Origin of the sequence: Desulfobacter postgatei 2ac9 (assembly GCF_000233695.2) — a bacterium.
In the GTDB taxonomy this organism is placed as follows: domain Bacteria; phylum Desulfobacterota; class Desulfobacteria; order Desulfobacterales; family Desulfobacteraceae; genus Desulfobacter; species Desulfobacter postgatei.
This window is the reverse complement of record NZ_CM001488.1, coordinates 2322895-2337566: the sequence shown is the minus strand read 5'-3', so window position 1 is coordinate 2337566 and position 14672 is coordinate 2322895. Positions and strand designations below refer to the sequence as shown.

At 47.8% G+C, this 14672-nt stretch carries 11 protein-coding genes and 1 pseudogene; 9 read left to right on the top strand and 3 right to left on the bottom strand.

Going from position 1 to position 14672, the window contains the following annotated elements:
• Position 1: 1 nt before the first annotated feature.
• Positions 2 to 691, top strand: a complete 690-nt coding sequence (locus tag DESPODRAFT_RS10695; protein WP_004073428.1) for a YggS family pyridoxal phosphate-dependent enzyme — start codon at positions 2 to 4, stop codon at positions 689 to 691.
• The gene (locus tag DESPODRAFT_RS10690; RefSeq protein ID WP_004073427.1) at positions 688 to 1245 is read left to right on the top strand and encodes an epoxyqueuosine reductase QueH; all 558 of its coding nucleotides are present in this window, start codon (positions 688 to 690) and stop codon (positions 1243 to 1245) included. The genes DESPODRAFT_RS10695 and DESPODRAFT_RS10690 overlap by 4 nt, the downstream gene beginning before the upstream one ends.
• A 14-nt stretch (positions 1246 to 1259) precedes the next feature.
• On the opposite strand, the gene DESPODRAFT_RS10685 is transcribed toward DESPODRAFT_RS10690, so the two are convergent.
• Both DESPODRAFT_RS10685 and DESPODRAFT_RS10680 read right to left on the bottom strand, forming a co-directional pair.
• The gene (locus tag DESPODRAFT_RS10685) at positions 1260 to 2648 is read right to left on the bottom strand and encodes a sigma-54 dependent transcriptional regulator (protein WP_004073426.1); all 1389 of its coding nucleotides are present in this window, start codon (positions 2646 to 2648) and stop codon (positions 1260 to 1262) included.
• 212 nt (positions 2649 to 2860) lie between these two features.
• Positions 2861 to 3868, bottom strand: a complete 1008-nt coding sequence (locus tag DESPODRAFT_RS10680) for an adenosine deaminase (protein WP_004073425.1) — start codon at positions 3866 to 3868, stop codon at positions 2861 to 2863.
• Between the two features lie 367 nt (positions 3869 to 4235).
• Here DESPODRAFT_RS10680 and DESPODRAFT_RS10670 point away from each other — a divergent pair, with 367 nt between their 5' ends.
• The 7 genes and pseudogenes from DESPODRAFT_RS10670 (at position 4236) to DESPODRAFT_RS10640 (ending at position 13049) form a co-directional block, all read left to right on the top strand.
• Positions 4236 to 5111, top strand: coding sequence for a 1,4-dihydroxy-2-naphthoate polyprenyltransferase (locus tag DESPODRAFT_RS10670; RefSeq protein ID WP_004073424.1), 876 nt, complete (start codon positions 4236 to 4238; stop codon positions 5109 to 5111).
• Positions 5112 to 5261: 150 nt separating this feature from the next.
• Entirely contained in the window at positions 5262 to 7412 is a 2151-nt protein-coding gene (locus DESPODRAFT_RS10665; protein ID WP_040015949.1) for a DEAD/DEAH box helicase, read from the top strand.
• A gap of 21 nt (positions 7413 to 7433) precedes the next feature.
• A complete protein-coding gene (gene ettA, locus DESPODRAFT_RS10660) occupies positions 7434 to 9116 on the top strand; it encodes an energy-dependent translational throttle protein EttA (RefSeq protein WP_004073422.1) in 1683 nt (560 codons plus the stop codon).
• A 159-nt stretch (positions 9117 to 9275) separates the two neighbouring features.
• On the top strand, positions 9276 to 10409 hold the full coding sequence (locus DESPODRAFT_RS10655; RefSeq protein ID WP_004073421.1) for a DUF362 domain-containing protein: 1134 nt from the start codon (positions 9276 to 9278) through the stop codon (positions 10407 to 10409).
• A gap of 22 nt (positions 10410 to 10431) precedes the next feature.
• Positions 10432 to 10782 (top strand): annotated as a pseudogene (locus DESPODRAFT_RS10650) (glutamine amidotransferase-related protein); the annotation flags it as partial.
• A 371-nt stretch (positions 10783 to 11153) separates the two neighbouring features.
• Positions 11154 to 12497, top strand: coding sequence for a sigma-54 interaction domain-containing protein (locus tag DESPODRAFT_RS10645; protein WP_004073420.1), 1344 nt, complete (start codon positions 11154 to 11156; stop codon positions 12495 to 12497).
• A 192-nt stretch (positions 12498 to 12689) separates the two neighbouring features.
• Positions 12690 to 13049, top strand: a complete 360-nt coding sequence (locus DESPODRAFT_RS10640) for a NifB/NifX family molybdenum-iron cluster-binding protein (protein WP_004073419.1) — start codon at positions 12690 to 12692, stop codon at positions 13047 to 13049.
• A 274-nt stretch (positions 13050 to 13323) separates the two neighbouring features.
• Here DESPODRAFT_RS10640 and DESPODRAFT_RS10635 read toward each other — a convergent pair whose 3' ends face one another.
• The gene (locus DESPODRAFT_RS10635; RefSeq protein ID WP_004073418.1) at positions 13324 to 14646 is read right to left on the bottom strand and encodes an ammonium transporter; all 1323 of its coding nucleotides are present in this window, start codon (positions 14644 to 14646) and stop codon (positions 13324 to 13326) included.
• Positions 14647 to 14672 lie beyond the last annotated feature (26 nt).

Genomic DNA, 14672 nt, shown 5'->3' with positions numbered 1-14672 from the left:
AATGCAGATTCAATCCAATATAAAAAAAATTCATGATGACATACGCGCTGCTGCCCAAAAAAGCGGACAGGATGCATCCCGGGTTACCCTGATCGCAGTAAGCAAAAGAAAACCGCCTGAAATGATCCAGGAGGCCATTGATGCCGGTCACAGAGATTTTGGAGAAAATTATATCCAGGAAGCCATGGAAAAGATTGATCTTCTTGGGAGAAAATCAGCGACGTGGCATTTTATCGGGCATCTTCAATCCAACAAAGCCAAATTCGCGGTAAAGTATTTTGACCTGATTCATACCGTGGATACGGTAAAGCTTGCCCAAGAGATCAACCGCCAGGCCCAAAAAATCGGAAAAATTCAGAAAATTCTGCTCCAGGTAAATATTTCCCGGGAAGCGACCAAATCCGGTGCACAAGAAAGCGAAGTTGTAGATATTGCCAAACAGACCTGCCGGTTTGACAACCTGCATGTTTCAGGACTTATGTGCATGCCACCTTTTTTCGATGACCCTGAAGATGCAAGAATTTATTTCAAAAGGCTTAAACAGATCAGTAAAGAGATAGAACGGCTCAACCTTCCCAATACGGCCATGACCCATTTATCCATGGGCATGAGCAATGATTTTACCGTGGCCGTTGAAGAAGGGGCGACTTTAGTGCGCGTGGGCACAGCCATTTTCGGAGCAAGGCAGTGAGAATTCTTCTGCATACCTGCTGCGGCCCCTGCACCATCTATCCCCTTGAAACCTTAAGAAGCATGGACATGGAGGTTATGGGGTATTTTTACCGGCATAATATTCATCCATTTACCGAATGTATGAAGCGTGAGGAAACACTGCGTGATTATGCGGATCAGATGAATCTGAAAATGGTCTGGCAAAAGGGTTATGAGCTTGAAGAATTTTTGCGTGCCGTCACCTTCAGGGAAACAAACCGGTGCAGGTACTGCTACCACGCACGTCTGAAAGCCAGTGCCCTGGTTGCCAAAAAAGGAAAATTTGACGGGTTTTCCACCACCCTGCTCTATTCAAAATTCCAGAATCATGCCCTGATCACGGAAATCGGTCAGGGCCTAGCAAAACAATACGGCCTTAAATTCATTTATGATGATTTTCGCCAAGGCTGGAAACAGGGGATAGAGAGGTCAAAGGCCTTGGGTATGTACCGCCAACAGTATTGTGGCTGCATTTACAGCGAAAAAGACCGATACTATCAACAAAAAAATGTTGAGAAACCAGATCAGCCATAACTGTTATTGAGATATCATTCGTCTTTCGGGAGTTTGAATTGTTTTTTATCCAGCCCGTGCCGGGTCAGCAGGCGGTTTAGCTGCCGGGTAGTAATCCCTGCTTTCTTTGCCGTCTCGCGTATTCGGCCGTTCGTTTCTTCCAGCAGACTGGTCAGGTAGGAGATTTCACAGGCATTGACCGCATGCCGGCGTACCTGGGCCAGGGTCTGGCCAGTGCCGGGTGCTGGCATATCCCGAGCAGCCGCCAGCTGGGTTTCAATGGGTAAATTATCGGGCGTAATCACAGTGGCGCGCTCAAGGATATAGGCCCGTTCAAGGATGTTCTCAAGTTCCCTGATATTACCAGGCCATTCATAGTGACGGAATCCTTCCAGAACAGACGGATGAACCGTTTGAATATTTTTGCCGTACTTGACGTTTAATTTTTTCAAAAACATATCGACCAGATATTCCAGGTCTTCCAACCGTTCCTTGAGCGGTGGAATTTCAATGGGAAAGACGTTAAGTCGATAAAACAGGTCTTTTCGATACACCCCTTTTCTGACACCATCTTCCAGATCTGAATTGGTGGCTGCGATGATTCGTACATCAGTTTTGAGAATGCAATCGCCGCCGATCCGGCTGAAGGTGCGGTCCTGAAGCACCTGGAGCAACTTAACTTGGGCAGATGGGGATATCGTGCCAATTTCATCCAAAAAAATGGTGCCGCCCTCCGCCATTTCAAACCGACCGGGTTTTTTGCGTTCAGCACCGGTAAACGCGCCTTTTTCATGCCCGAACAACTCGCTTTCAATGAGGGTATCCGGGATGGCGCCGCAATGGACAGCGATAAAAGGTTTTTCGAAGCGCCCGCTGTGCCAGTGGATCAATCGGGCCAGGGTACCTTTGCCTGTACCGGTTTCTCCCAGCAGCAGGACGGTCGCAATGGTGGGGGCAACAGAACGAACATTCTCGAAAATCTTTTTCATGCCTGCATTTTTAGACCGGATGATCTCCAGCCATTCGGTTTTCCAAAACCGGTCCCTCAGGTAATCCAGTTCAAAATCCTTGGAACGGGACCGGTTTAAGGCAGGAAGCAGCAGGTGGATATCCCGTTCTTTGACCGGAGACAACAGGTATCCCACAGCACCGGCTTTCACCGCCTCAATGGCGTTACGGGTGTTGGACCGCGTGCATAGTACAATGAACTGAACAAATGGATTGACCGAACTGAACGCCGACATGCCCGGATGGGCTGCAAGCAGTTCGATGTCGGCCAGAATCAGATCAAATGGCGACTGGGTGTGCAGTGTCAGCGCCGTATTGAGATCAGGGGCCCGGCGGATGTTGCCGGCATCGGACATGACGTTTGAAATCAGGTGCCATTCATCTTCAGCATTGGTCAAAACCAGTATGTCTCTCATCTAAAGCCCCACCAAGGATTTCTTGTCACTCTGCTGCAATATAGATGGAACGGGCAGAGGTGGTAGTTTTTAACAACACCATGGGGTTCTGTCAATATTTCTGAAGTAAAGCTTGAATCTTAATCGCCATACACCAAGTATACGGCCCGTACTATAAAAAAATTTGGATTTGATCATGCTGAATGCTGATAAATGAGGTCGGCCTATGACTGCTATTCAGCCATGAATTTTTTTATCTGATCAATAAACATATCTTTTTTATCCTGGCTGATAAATGCAGCATTAAAAGAATTCATTGCCAGTTGCGCGATATCATTTCGAGTCAACTGAAACGCGTTTTGGAGCGCCAGATAATTTTCAACAACATATCCTCCGAAATATGCAGGATCATCCGAATTGACCGTCACGCAAACCCCCTGGTCAAACAGCGCCTTAAAATTGTGTTCCCGGATATTTTTAAAAACACACAGTTTGATGTTTGAAAGCGGACAAACCGTTAAAGGAATCTGACGGCGCTTGAGTTCATTCATAAGCGACTTGTCTTCAAGCGCACGCACGCCATGGTCAATTCGCTGGACTTTAAGATCTTGGATTGCTTCCCATATATATTCAGGTGGCCCCTCTTCTCCGGCATGGGCCACGGTCATAAAGCCTTCATTTCGTGCTTTTTCAAAAACACGCATGAATTTGGATGGCGGATGACCCGATTCGGATGAATCAAGCCCGACCCCCGTAATCTTATCCCTGAAATCCAAAGCCTGCAAAAGGGTTTCCATCGCCTCGGATTCCGGCAGATGACGTAAAAAGCACATGATCAGACAAAATGAAATGTTCAGATCGCGGGCACCGTCGGATAAAGCCTGATAAATACCGGTGATTACTGTTTCAAAAGGAATGCCTCGTTCGGTATGGGTCTGGGGATCAAAAAAAATTTCAACATGCCTGACGTTTTGGTCTTTGGCTTTCAGAAGATATTCCCATGTCAGTTCATAAAAATCGGTTTCGTGTTGAAGTACGCCGGCACCTTCGTAATAGATATCCAAAAATGACTGCAGATTATTGAAACGATAAGCCTGTCGGAGTTTTTCTACCGAATCGAACTTGATTTTTATACCGTTTCTTTGAGCTATGCGAAACAATGTCTCGGGCTCTAAAGTCCCCTCAATATGAAGATGCAGCTCTGCCTTGGGAATATCCCGAATAAATACATTCATATCCATATCCATCTCCTTGTTACGCTGGTTTTTCACTCAACTTTTGGGGTTCGCTCAAACAAACTACAAAACAGTAACGTACTGAGTTCAGATTAAAAATATATTATAAAGCCGGATCGTTTGGTATGTCATGAATTTGATAAAAATTATAACAATACCTATGAAAAAACTCAAGCAGACATTCAGATTCCATATATCGGCAACATTGCACTTGATAAAATTACGGAAAAATATACGACCACTGCGTCCGAATTCGCCCTCGTGAAGGCCCAAGGCTTTTTATCATTTTATTCTCCGGCTTGACAAACTGACTGCAACCGGCGTATTTGCTCTGCTATAATTTTTAATTACAAAAAAATAGATGGAAGATATTATGAATCTACACCACTGGTGGCTGGCCATCCGGCCAAAAACCCTTCCGGCAGCGGCTTGTCCGGTTGTTGTTGGCTCAGCCTGCGCTGTTTCTGATCACAAATTTTCAGCACTGATGTTTGCAGCAGCCCTGGCGGGGGCTTTATTGATCCAAATCTCCGTGAATCTGGCCAATGATTATTTTGATTTTCTGCACCACATTGACACCCCGGACAGAAAAGGCCCCAAGCGTATGACCCAAAGCGGTATGATCCCCCCTGAAACCGTTCGGAACGCATTCTTACTGACCATGCTGCTGGCCCTTGGCCTGGGCATCTTTCTGATTTTCAAAGGCGGGGTTGTAATCCTGTATGTTGTAATCGCCTCTCTTTTCGGTATTATCTGTTACAGCGCCGGTCCATATCCCATTGCGTCCAACGGCCTTGGCGAGGTGTTTGTATTTATTTTTTTCGGGCCTGTGGCCGTTCTGGGCACCTATTATCTCATGGCCGAATGTGTGACACCGGCTGTTCTCTTCGCATCCGTTCCCGTGGGGCTGATGGTTACAGCCATTATTGTGGTCAATAATCTGCGGGATATCAGGACAGATGCCAGGGCGGGCAAAAGAACTCTGGCCGTCATCATAGGTCCCTGGCGAACCAAGTTAGAATTTGTGTTTCTGGTCCTTTTCTCCTTTTTGATCCCCTGTCTGATGTTTGCCTCGGGCTGCTGGTCCTGGGCCATCCTGTTGCCCCTGGCCGTCTTCTGGAAGTCCTATCCCATATTTAAAACCATTTTTGAACAAGATGGGGAAATTCTTAACATGGCGCTTGCAGAGACGGCAAAACTGGCGCTTATGTTCAGTGGGCTTTTTGCCATTGGGATCGTGTTTGGATAACAGCTTGTATAAAACACATATTCGCAAAACGTTGCGACACCATCGGTACGGTAAGGGCCAACATTAAAAAAATGTTAAATGTATCGCTTTTGCAGCGTACACCGGATGAACCGTATTGCGTATTCAGTTAATTTGTGGTTTAAACGATACATGAAAAAAAGATATTATCGTTCCGGAAAGAATAACTCCGAATCCAAACTGTCCCGTCCCGTTCATTACCCCGAGCTCACTGCCGGGGCTGACAACGTATTGAAAAAAATTTTCAGCCAGATAGGTGTTCCCGAAAAACAGCCTTTCACACCGGACCCGTTCCAGCTTGAAGCCCTTGAAGCCATCAATACATCCGATTGTCTTGTTACAGCACCCACAGGTGCAGGAAAAACCTGGATTGCAGAACAAGCCGCCAAACGGATATTGGAAAACAACGGCAAGGTGTGGTATGCCACGCCTTTAAAGGCGCTGACAAACTCCATCCATGCCGGATTTTCAAAAATTTTCGGCAAGGAAAAGGTGGGGATACTTACCGGCGATATCAAGGAAAATACAAACGCAGACATCATTATCGGCACCACGGAAATTTTAAGAAATCAGCTCTATGACGCCATGTACACGGGCCAGAACTTAAAAAGTGATCTGATTATCCTTGATGAAGCCCACTTTCTTGGTGATGCGGAACGCGGCGTGGTCTGGGAGGAGATCATGATCTACCTGCCCGTGCGCATCCCGCTGCTCTTACTGTCTGCGACCATCGGCAACCCGGACCAGATTGCAGGCTGGTTGTCCTCCATCCGGGACAAGGCGTGCAAGGTGGTGGAAAATACCAACCGGCCGGTCCCCCTTTTTCCCTTATTTTTTCATCCGTCGGGCACCCTTTATCCGTTGCTTGAAAAAATAGAAAAAAACGGAAATCGAACCCGCCTTTATAAAAAGGTATATAAATTCAATCAGTCAAGCAAACCGCTTTTGCTTGCGCCGCCAGGCAGACTGCCCAAGTTTTCAGATATTCTCAAAGTGCTTTCCCACTTTGATTTACTGCCGGCCATCTTTTTTTTAAAATCCCGGGTAGAATGCGACCGGGCAATAAAACTATGCGACGGCAGTCTGTTGAAACATGCGCCTGAAAGAAAGCAGGCGCTGATGGAGCGGCTTGTAGAACTCACGGCAGACAATCCCCATTTATCGGCCCATCCCCAGCGGCCTTATCTGGAGGAAACGGGAACGGCAGCCCACCATTCAGGGCATTTGCCCGCCTGGAAGGTGGTGGTGGAGACCTTAATGGCCGAAGGGCTTTTAGATGCCATGTTTGCGACCTCCACGGTGGCAGCCGGTGTAAACTTCCCTGCCCGGTCCGTTGTTATTCTCAATTCCGACCGATTCAATGGCCGGGACTTTCTGTCGTTAACCACCAGTGAATTCCAGCAGATGGCAGGCAGAGCCGGAAGACGCGGCATGGACAATATCGGATTTGCGACAATTTTGCCTGGCAAGTATATGGATGTATCCCTTGTGGCCAAACTGATTAATGCTCCGCCCTTAAATGTCGACTCCCAGATCAAAATTGATTTTTCCATGGTACTCAATCTTCTGTTATCCAACACACCGGAACAGGTGCGCACCCTGTTGGAAAAATCCTTTGCCTCCTATCTCATTGCCATTGGTGCAAAAGCCGGGAAAAGCGGCAGAAAAGCCAGAAAAAAGTTCGGCAACGACATGGAATTTTTATGGCTTGATTTTACCGAACACATGGATTTTTTGATCCAGGAAGGCTTTGTCACGCCTGAAGGGGCAAACCCCTGCACCCTGACTGAAGATGGTATATGGGCCTCCAAACTGCGCATTGATTCGCCGCTGCTTGTGGCCCAGACGCTTCGGGACAAGCTTTTACCCGAGCGTGACCCTGCGCTTTTAGCAGCCATGATGGCCACTTTTGTCAATGAAAAAGAGTTCAAGGATGATATGCTGTTCAATACCGCCCTTTCCAAACAGCTTAAGGATGCGTTTCTGCTGCTTCGCCGGGGATTGAAGCCATTTGCCATGAAAATGTTGCAGTCAGGATTTCCTGCCCCCAATCTGTTTATCCAGCCGGCAGCCCTGGTTTACGCCTGGGCCCACGATACGCCCTGGGATGAGCTGATGCGCAAGTCTGATTTTGCCGAAGGCGATTTTGCCAGGCTGGTCCTGAGAACTTCTGAAAATCTGCGCCAGATGACCCACCTGCATCAGGATTTCCCTGTTTTTGCCAAAACAGCAGCGCAATCCATTGACATGATACTCAAAACGCCAGTGGTCACAGAATTCTAAAATAATGATAGAGGAGGCCATATGTCCGAAGATACAAAAAAAGTTATTTACTCAATGATCAATGTGAGCAAATTCCATGGTACCCGCCAGGTACTCAAGAATATTTCCCTGTCCTATTTTTACGGGGCAAAGATCGGTGTGCTGGGTCTTAACGGCTCAGGTAAATCAACCCTTTTAAAAATTCTGGCAGGGGTAGACACCGAGTTTGTGGGTGAAACCATCTTATCCAAGGGATTTACCGTGGGCTTTCTTGAGCAGGAACCCCTGCTGGACTCGGATAAAACCGTGCGGGAAGTGGTGGAAGAAGGGGTCCAGGAAACCGTAGACCTTTTAAAAGAATACGAAAAGATATCTGAAGCCTTTGCAGAACCCATGTCCGATGATGAGATGGACGCGCTTTTGGAAAAACAGGGAAAGCTGCAGGAAAAGCTTGACCATATTGATGCATGGGATCTGGATGCCAAACTTAAAATGGCCATGGACGCCCTTCGCTGCCCACCTGAAGATACCCCTGTCAGTGTTATCTCAGGCGGCGAAAAACGCAGGGTGGCCCTGTGCCGTCTGCTGCTGCAGAAACCGGATATTCTGCTTCTGGACGAGCCGACCAACCATCTTGACGCCGAATCCGTGGCCTGGCTGGAACAGCATTTAAGTCGGTTTGAAGGTACGGTCATTGCCGTAACCCATGACCGCTATTTCCTGGATAATGTGGCGGGCTGGATTCTGGAACTGGACAGGGGCGAAGGCATTCCCTGGAAAGGCAACTACTCCTCCTGGCTGGAACAAAAACAGCAGCGCCTGGCAAAGGAAGAAAAAAGCGAGAGCAAACGCCGCCAGACACTGGCCAGAGAACTTGAGTGGATCAAGATGTCACCCAAGGGCCGCCGCTCCAAATCCAAAGCCAGAATTACGGCCTACGAAGAGCTGCTCAACAAGGACAGCAAACAGCAGGAACAGAAAATGGAAATTTTTATTCCGCCGGGACCGCGGCTTGGCTCCAAGGTCATTGTGGCGAAAAATGTTTCTAAAGCCTTTGAGGACAAACTTCTGGTGGAAGATATGAATTTTGTCCTTCCACCGGGTGCTATTGTGGGTGTGGTGGGCCCCAACGGTGCCGGTAAGACCACGCTGTTTAAAATGATTACCGGAAAGGAAAAACCCGATTCCGGCACCATTGAAATCGGCGACACTGTGCGCGCGGCCTATGTTGACCAGGATCGGGACACCCTGGATCCTGAAAAAACAATTTATGAAGTGATCTCCGGCGGAAACGAGACCCTGTTGCTCGGGGACAGGGAAATCAATGCCCGGGCCTATGTGGGCAAATTTAACTTCTCCGGGTCTGACCAGCAGAAAAAGGTGAAAGATATTTCAGGCGGTGAGCGCAACCGGGTACACATGGCCAGTATGCTGCAAAAACAGGCCAATCTGCTGCTCCTGGACGAACCCACCAATGACCTGGATGTCAATACCATGCGGGCATTGGAGGAAGCATTAGAAAATTTTGCAGGTTGTGCTGTGATCATCAGCCATGACCGGTGGTTTCTGGACCGTATTGCCACCCATATCCTGGCCTTTGAAGGAGACAGTCAGACCCTGTTCTTTGAAGGGTCTTATTCAGACTATGAAAAGGATCGCAGAAAACGACTGGGTATAAAAGAAAACCAACCCACAAGGATCAAATACCGCCAGCTGACACGGTAAATTGGACAATCAGGCAATTTTTATATGAAAGTCTCAATAAGTTGTTGAATTTCTTTCTTGTTTCGTTGTGGGCGCAGCCTGGCAGTTGATATGTCAGCTCAGCCCATGGCTGTTTATAAGAAATGATCAGGCGATCTTCTAAAGAGGAGAAAGGCAACCATGGAAAAAGCAAAAGTTTATTTTACGGATTTTCGCACCAAGGCGTTTGGCGACGGACTGCCGACAAAACTCAAAAAGCTCATCAAAAAGGCGGGAATTGGGGATCTCGATATGGACGGCAAGTTTGCCGCCATCAAGCTTCATTTCGGAGAACTGGGGAACATCAGCTATCTTCGACCCAACTATGCCAGAGCGGTAGTAGACGTGGTCAAGGAACTGGGGGGCAAACCCTTTTTAACCGACTGCAATACCATGTATCCGGGAAGCCGGAAAAACGCCCTGGAGCACTTGGAATGCGCCTGGGAAAACGGATTCACCCCCTTGACCGTGGGTTGTCCCATCCTCATCGGCGACGGCCTTAAGGGAACTGATGATATTAATGTTCCCCTGACCGGATGCGAGTATGTCAAGGAGGCCAAGATCGGCCGGGCCGTTATGGATGCGGATCTCTTCATCAGTCTTACCCATTTTAAAGGGCACGAGATGACCGGCTTCGGCGGCGTCATCAAAAACATCGGCATGGGATGCGGTTCCCGGGCCGGCAAAACCGAACAGCACAGCAGCGGCAAGGCCCAGATTGACGAAACCCTGTGCCGGGGTTGTCTGGCTTGCCAAAAGGAGTGTGCAAACCAGGCGCTGGATTTTTATGAAGAGGATAAAAAGATGCGGGTGAACCAGGACAATTGCGTGGGCTGCGGCCGCTGCCTTGGGGCGTGCAACTTTGACGCGATCTCATTTGATTTCAACGCCGCAGTGGAGATGCTGAATCGCCGCATGGCAGAGTATGCCAAAGCCGTGGTGTACGGGCGTCCCTGTTTCCATATTTCCCTGGTGGTGGATGTCTCTCCAAACTGTGACTGCCACGGAGAAAACGATGTACCCATCCTGCCCAACCTGGGCATGTTTGCCTCCTTTGATCCCCTGGCCCTGGACCAGGCCTGTGTGGACGCCTGCCTGGCGGCCGATCCCCTGCCCGGCAGCCAGTTGGCCGAGAATCTGGCCAAGGGTGACTTCCATGACCATCACGACCATTTTACCAATAATCGGCCGGAGTCTGAATGGCAAAGCTGCCTGGCCCATGCCGAAAAGATCGGCCTGGGGACCCGGGAGTACGAGCTGATTAAGATTAAATGAAGCCTATTACGATCATAAAAACAGGGAAAACGTTTCCGGATCTCATAGATGTGAAAATGACCCTTTATTTATAGGATTGCCAGACAGGTTTAAAGTTCACCTGTTTCATTCCCAAAGTGTTATTCAATTGCCTCCAGATGCAATTGTTTTAGCCCGAAACGAATTTGAGCCGCATCAGGCATTTCGAATTGGTAAAAATGCCTGGGGGGTTCAATTCCATCCTGAGGCAAATTCAGCTGCGACTAAAAGTTATATTAAGAATCTATTAGAGGATGTTAAATCCGCCAATTTTGAACCTGAGTACCTTTTCGAGCAAATGGAAGAAACACCATATTCGGCTTCTCTTTTAAAAAGATTTGCTGAGTTGATTTAAGAAGCTTATTTCTTGGAAAAAAGAGAGTATGACTTCAAGAAAGCGCTAACAGGACCAAAGAGTGACAGTACAAAAAACCGGCATAAAGCATTATCTTTTTTTTGTTTTGGATTGAACCTGGATGATGATTGGCTGGCCGGGTCAGCCCGTAGCTGTTAGTTGCAGATTCGAAATCCATCACAGCCGAACACACAGAAAATAGGGTTGCATAATTGCGATCATTTTCAAAATTTTAACGCCTGAAGCTTTCAATAAGGAAAAAGCACCCGGTGCAATTATGCGATTTGGGCTGAAGAAATCCATATATAACATTTGCAAAAAAGCGATTAATATGCTTAATTAAGCTTATAAATATAAAAGGATTTCTCCACATGTCCCAAAACGATAGAAATACCCCGTTAAACACAGACACCACAAAAATCATCCTGGATTCAATTTCGGACGGGGTCTTTACCATTGACTACAACTGGAAAATCACCTCATTTAACAGGGCTGCCGAAGAAATTACCGGCATCTGCCGGCAGGATGCCATAGGTTGCCATTGCTGGGATGTTTTCCGTTCCAACATGTGTGAACAGGGTTGTGCCCTGAAAAAAACAATGGATCAGGGCAAACCATTTGTATCAAGTTCCGCATATATTATTAACACCCAACAAAAAAAAATCCCTATAACTGCATCCACCTCTCTGCTCATTGATAAAAACGGTGAGGTTCTGGGCGGGGTGGAAACCTTCAGGGATCACTCTGTGGTGGAAGCGTTAAGAAAAGAACTGACCGGAGGCGTCCGGGTGGGTGACATGGTGAGCAACTCCAGTGCCATGAAAAATATTTTCAATATCCTTCCCCAGATTGCTGAAAGCGATTCATCCGTTCTGATCGAAGGAGAAACTGGTACTGGAAAAGAGTTAATGGCAAGGGCCATTCACAACACAAGCCACAGAAAAGATTGCCCTTTTGTGGCCATCAACTGCGGCGCCCTGCCGGACACCCTACTGGAGTCAGAACTGTTTGGATATAAAAAAGGGGCATTCACCCATGCAGTAAAAGACAAGCCCGGCCATTTTGCCCTAGCAGACAACGGTACGATCTTTCTTGATGAAATCGCAGACACAAGCCCGGCCTTTCAGGTCAGGTTGCTTCGGGTACTTCAGGAACGCGAATACACACCCCTTGGCGGCATAGCCAAAGAGCAATCCAATGTCAGAATTATTGCCGCCACCAATAAAAACCTGACAACCATGGTGGAAAACAAGGAATTTCGTCAGGATCTTTATTACCGTATCAATGTTATTAAAATCTCTCTGCCGCCCCTGCGTCATAGAATGGAAGATATTCCCTACCTGGTAGACCAGTTCATCTCCCGGTTGAATCTACGCCGCAACAAAATGATCCAGGGACTTTCTCCTGAGGTGCTTGCCGCATTCATGGCTCATGATTTCCCCGGAAATATCAGGGAGCTTGAAAATATCATTGAACATGCCTTTGTCTTGTGCGCCAAAGAGTTCATCACCATGGCGCATCTGCCGCCGTCACTTGCGGCCAAATCAGGACCGGGAGCCGGTGAAAATAAAAATCCGGTGGCTGCCGCACAAACCAAAATGATTACGGACGCGTTGAAACGGAACAACAATAACCGGAATGCTGCAGCCCGGGACCTGGGAATACACAAAAGCACCCTGTTCAGGCGCATTAAAAAACTGGGAATCCAGTTGTAAAAGAGATTTATCCATGCAACCGAAAACGTATATAAGTCTCTTTTTTGCAACAATCACGATATTCCCAGGACCTGTCGCTTGAAAAACATACAGATCAGACAGGGGTTTGCCGCAGTTGTCCCCCTGGGTCTGTTAAGGCACAACCTTTGCATTTTTAATGCTCGCAAAAAAGAGTCCTAATAGGAGGAGATCATGAAAATTGCGATTACCACTTGGGGAAACCGGGTTTCGCCTGTGTTTGATGCCGCAAAAACCCTTTTAATTGCAGACATTGAAAATCAAAGCATTCATAGCAAGAAATATGAAGTTTTCGAACCGCACGATATCATTGCCCTGGCAGCGCTTTTAAACCGTGAAAAAGTCAAGGCTCTGGTTTGCGGTGCAATTTCGGAACCCTATGCGACCCGGCTTGTTGAAAACAGAATCCGTATGTTCGCCTTTGTCACCGGCAATGCCATGGATATCCTGAATTGTCTGGCTATGCATCATATTATTAAACCGGCTTTTATGATGCCCGGATGCACCCAGTTGCCGGAAATGCCTTTGCCCTGACCCCTGTCTCACAGAATCGGGCATCTTCCAAAAAATCAGGCTCTGCGCATCATTCCCATATTCTGGAGTTGCACAATAATATTATATTGAAAAAGTACCTGCCGCCTTAGAGGGAGGGAGGCGGCAGGTACTTTAGGCATCTCGCGCGTAAGGAGGACGCCAAGCAAATATGCAGGTGGTTGCGTTAACTTTATTTAGTACATTATTCTTGCCTGCATAGGAGGAAAATGCGCGGCCGCTGTCGAAAGTTCCGAAACAGCAGCCTGGGGCATGATTAATGGCTACCTAAAAAGTCAGGGTATGCATTACCACCATGTTCTGTAGAGTCGAGCCCTTCTATCTCTTCTTCCGCAGATACCCTTAGGCCCATGGTAGAGTCAATAATTTTGAACAGGATAAAAGCCGTGCAAAATGTCCATGCAAAGCAGGAAACAATACCAATGCACTGTATGGACAAAATTTTGATGCTTGTGCCGCCGATGTTAAAGATACCTGCAGCAAGGGTTCCCCAGGCACCGCAGACGCCGTGTACGGAAATCGCACCAACGGGGTCGTCGATTTTGATTTTATCAAAAAACAGTACGGAGAAGACAACCAGAATACCGGCAACGGCGCCGATCAAGATGGCGGAACCAGGCGTAACATTGGCACAGCCGGCAGTAATACCCACCAGACCTGCCAGGGCACCGTTCAAACTCATGCCCACTTCAGGTTTTCCAAACTTAATCCAGGAAACGATCATAGCTACAATACAGCCCGCAGCTGCACCCAGGTTGGTGTTTACAAAAATCATTGCAATGTCTTTATTTGCGGCAGTGGTGGAACCCGGGTTGAAACCAAACCAACCAATCCACAGGATAAACACACCAAGGGCGGCCAGGGGGATATTGTGACCAAGAATCGGTTTAATACCACCGTCTTTGGTGTATTTTCCAAGCCGAGGGCCAAGAACAATGGCGCCTGCCAGGGCCGACCAGCCACCAACGGAATGGACAACCGTGGAGCCGGCAAAATCAATGAACCCGAGGCCTTCAAGCCAGCCGGAACCATTGAACAACGACCCCCATGCCCAGGAACCGAAAATGGGATAAATAAATGCGCTCACAACGGCACTATATATAAGATATCCCGTAAATTTGGTACGTTCAGCCATGGCACCGGAAACAATGGTGGCAGCCGTTGCGGCAAACACTACCTGGAACATCCAGAAAGCCAGTACCCAGGGGTCTCCACCTACTTCAAAATCACTGAGGAAAAATCCGGTGGTACCGAAAAAACCGGTTTTAGAGGTACCGAACATCAGGCCAAAACCAATGGCCCAGAAGACAAGTGAGCCCATGGCAAAGTCCATCAGGTTTTTCATCATGATGTTTACAGCGTTTTTGGCACGGGTGAACCCTGCTTCCACCAGGGCGAACCCGGCCTGCATAAAGAAAACAAGGGCTGCAGAAACAAGGGTCCAGACATAGTCGGCATGGGTCTGGACCAGTTGAATTGCTTCGGCATTAGAGACCACTGTCGGGGCATCGTCTGTACCGGCCCATGCTGCTGTGATGGTGCAAGCCAACGAAGTCAGAATCATCAGTGCATACTTCATTTTTTTAACCTCCTTAATTAATATCA

What these genes read in the sequence shown, in the direction of transcription:
- DESPODRAFT_RS10645 (WP_004073420.1), top strand. Translation starts at nt 11,154, where the DNA reads ATGTCCCAAAACGATAGAAATACCCCGTTAAACACAGACACCACAAAA.
- ettA (WP_004073422.1), top strand. Translation starts at nt 7,434, where the DNA reads ATGTCCGAAGATACAAAAAAAGTTATTTACTCAATGATCAATGTGAGC.
- DESPODRAFT_RS10670 (WP_004073424.1), top strand. Translation starts at nt 4,236, where the DNA reads ATGAATCTACACCACTGGTGGCTGGCCATCCGGCCAAAAACCCTTCCG.
- DESPODRAFT_RS10665 (WP_040015949.1), top strand. Translation starts at nt 5,262, where the DNA reads ATGAAAAAAAGATATTATCGTTCCGGAAAGAATAACTCCGAATCCAAA.
- DESPODRAFT_RS10655 (WP_004073421.1), top strand. Translation starts at nt 9,276, where the DNA reads ATGGAAAAAGCAAAAGTTTATTTTACGGATTTTCGCACCAAGGCGTTT.
- DESPODRAFT_RS10640 (WP_004073419.1), top strand. Translation starts at nt 12,690, where the DNA reads ATGAAAATTGCGATTACCACTTGGGGAAACCGGGTTTCGCCTGTGTTT.
- DESPODRAFT_RS10680 (WP_004073425.1), bottom strand. Translation starts at nt 3,868, where the DNA reads ATGGATATGAATGTATTTATTCGGGATATTCCCAAGGCAGAGCTGCAT.
- DESPODRAFT_RS10685 (WP_004073426.1), bottom strand. Translation starts at nt 2,648, where the DNA reads ATGAGAGACATACTGGTTTTGACCAATGCTGAAGATGAATGGCACCTG.
- DESPODRAFT_RS10635 (WP_004073418.1), bottom strand. Translation starts at nt 14,646, where the DNA reads ATGAAGTATGCACTGATGATTCTGACTTCGTTGGCTTGCACCATCACA.
- DESPODRAFT_RS10695 (WP_004073428.1), top strand. Translation starts at nt 2, where the DNA reads ATGCAGATTCAATCCAATATAAAAAAAATTCATGATGACATACGCGCT.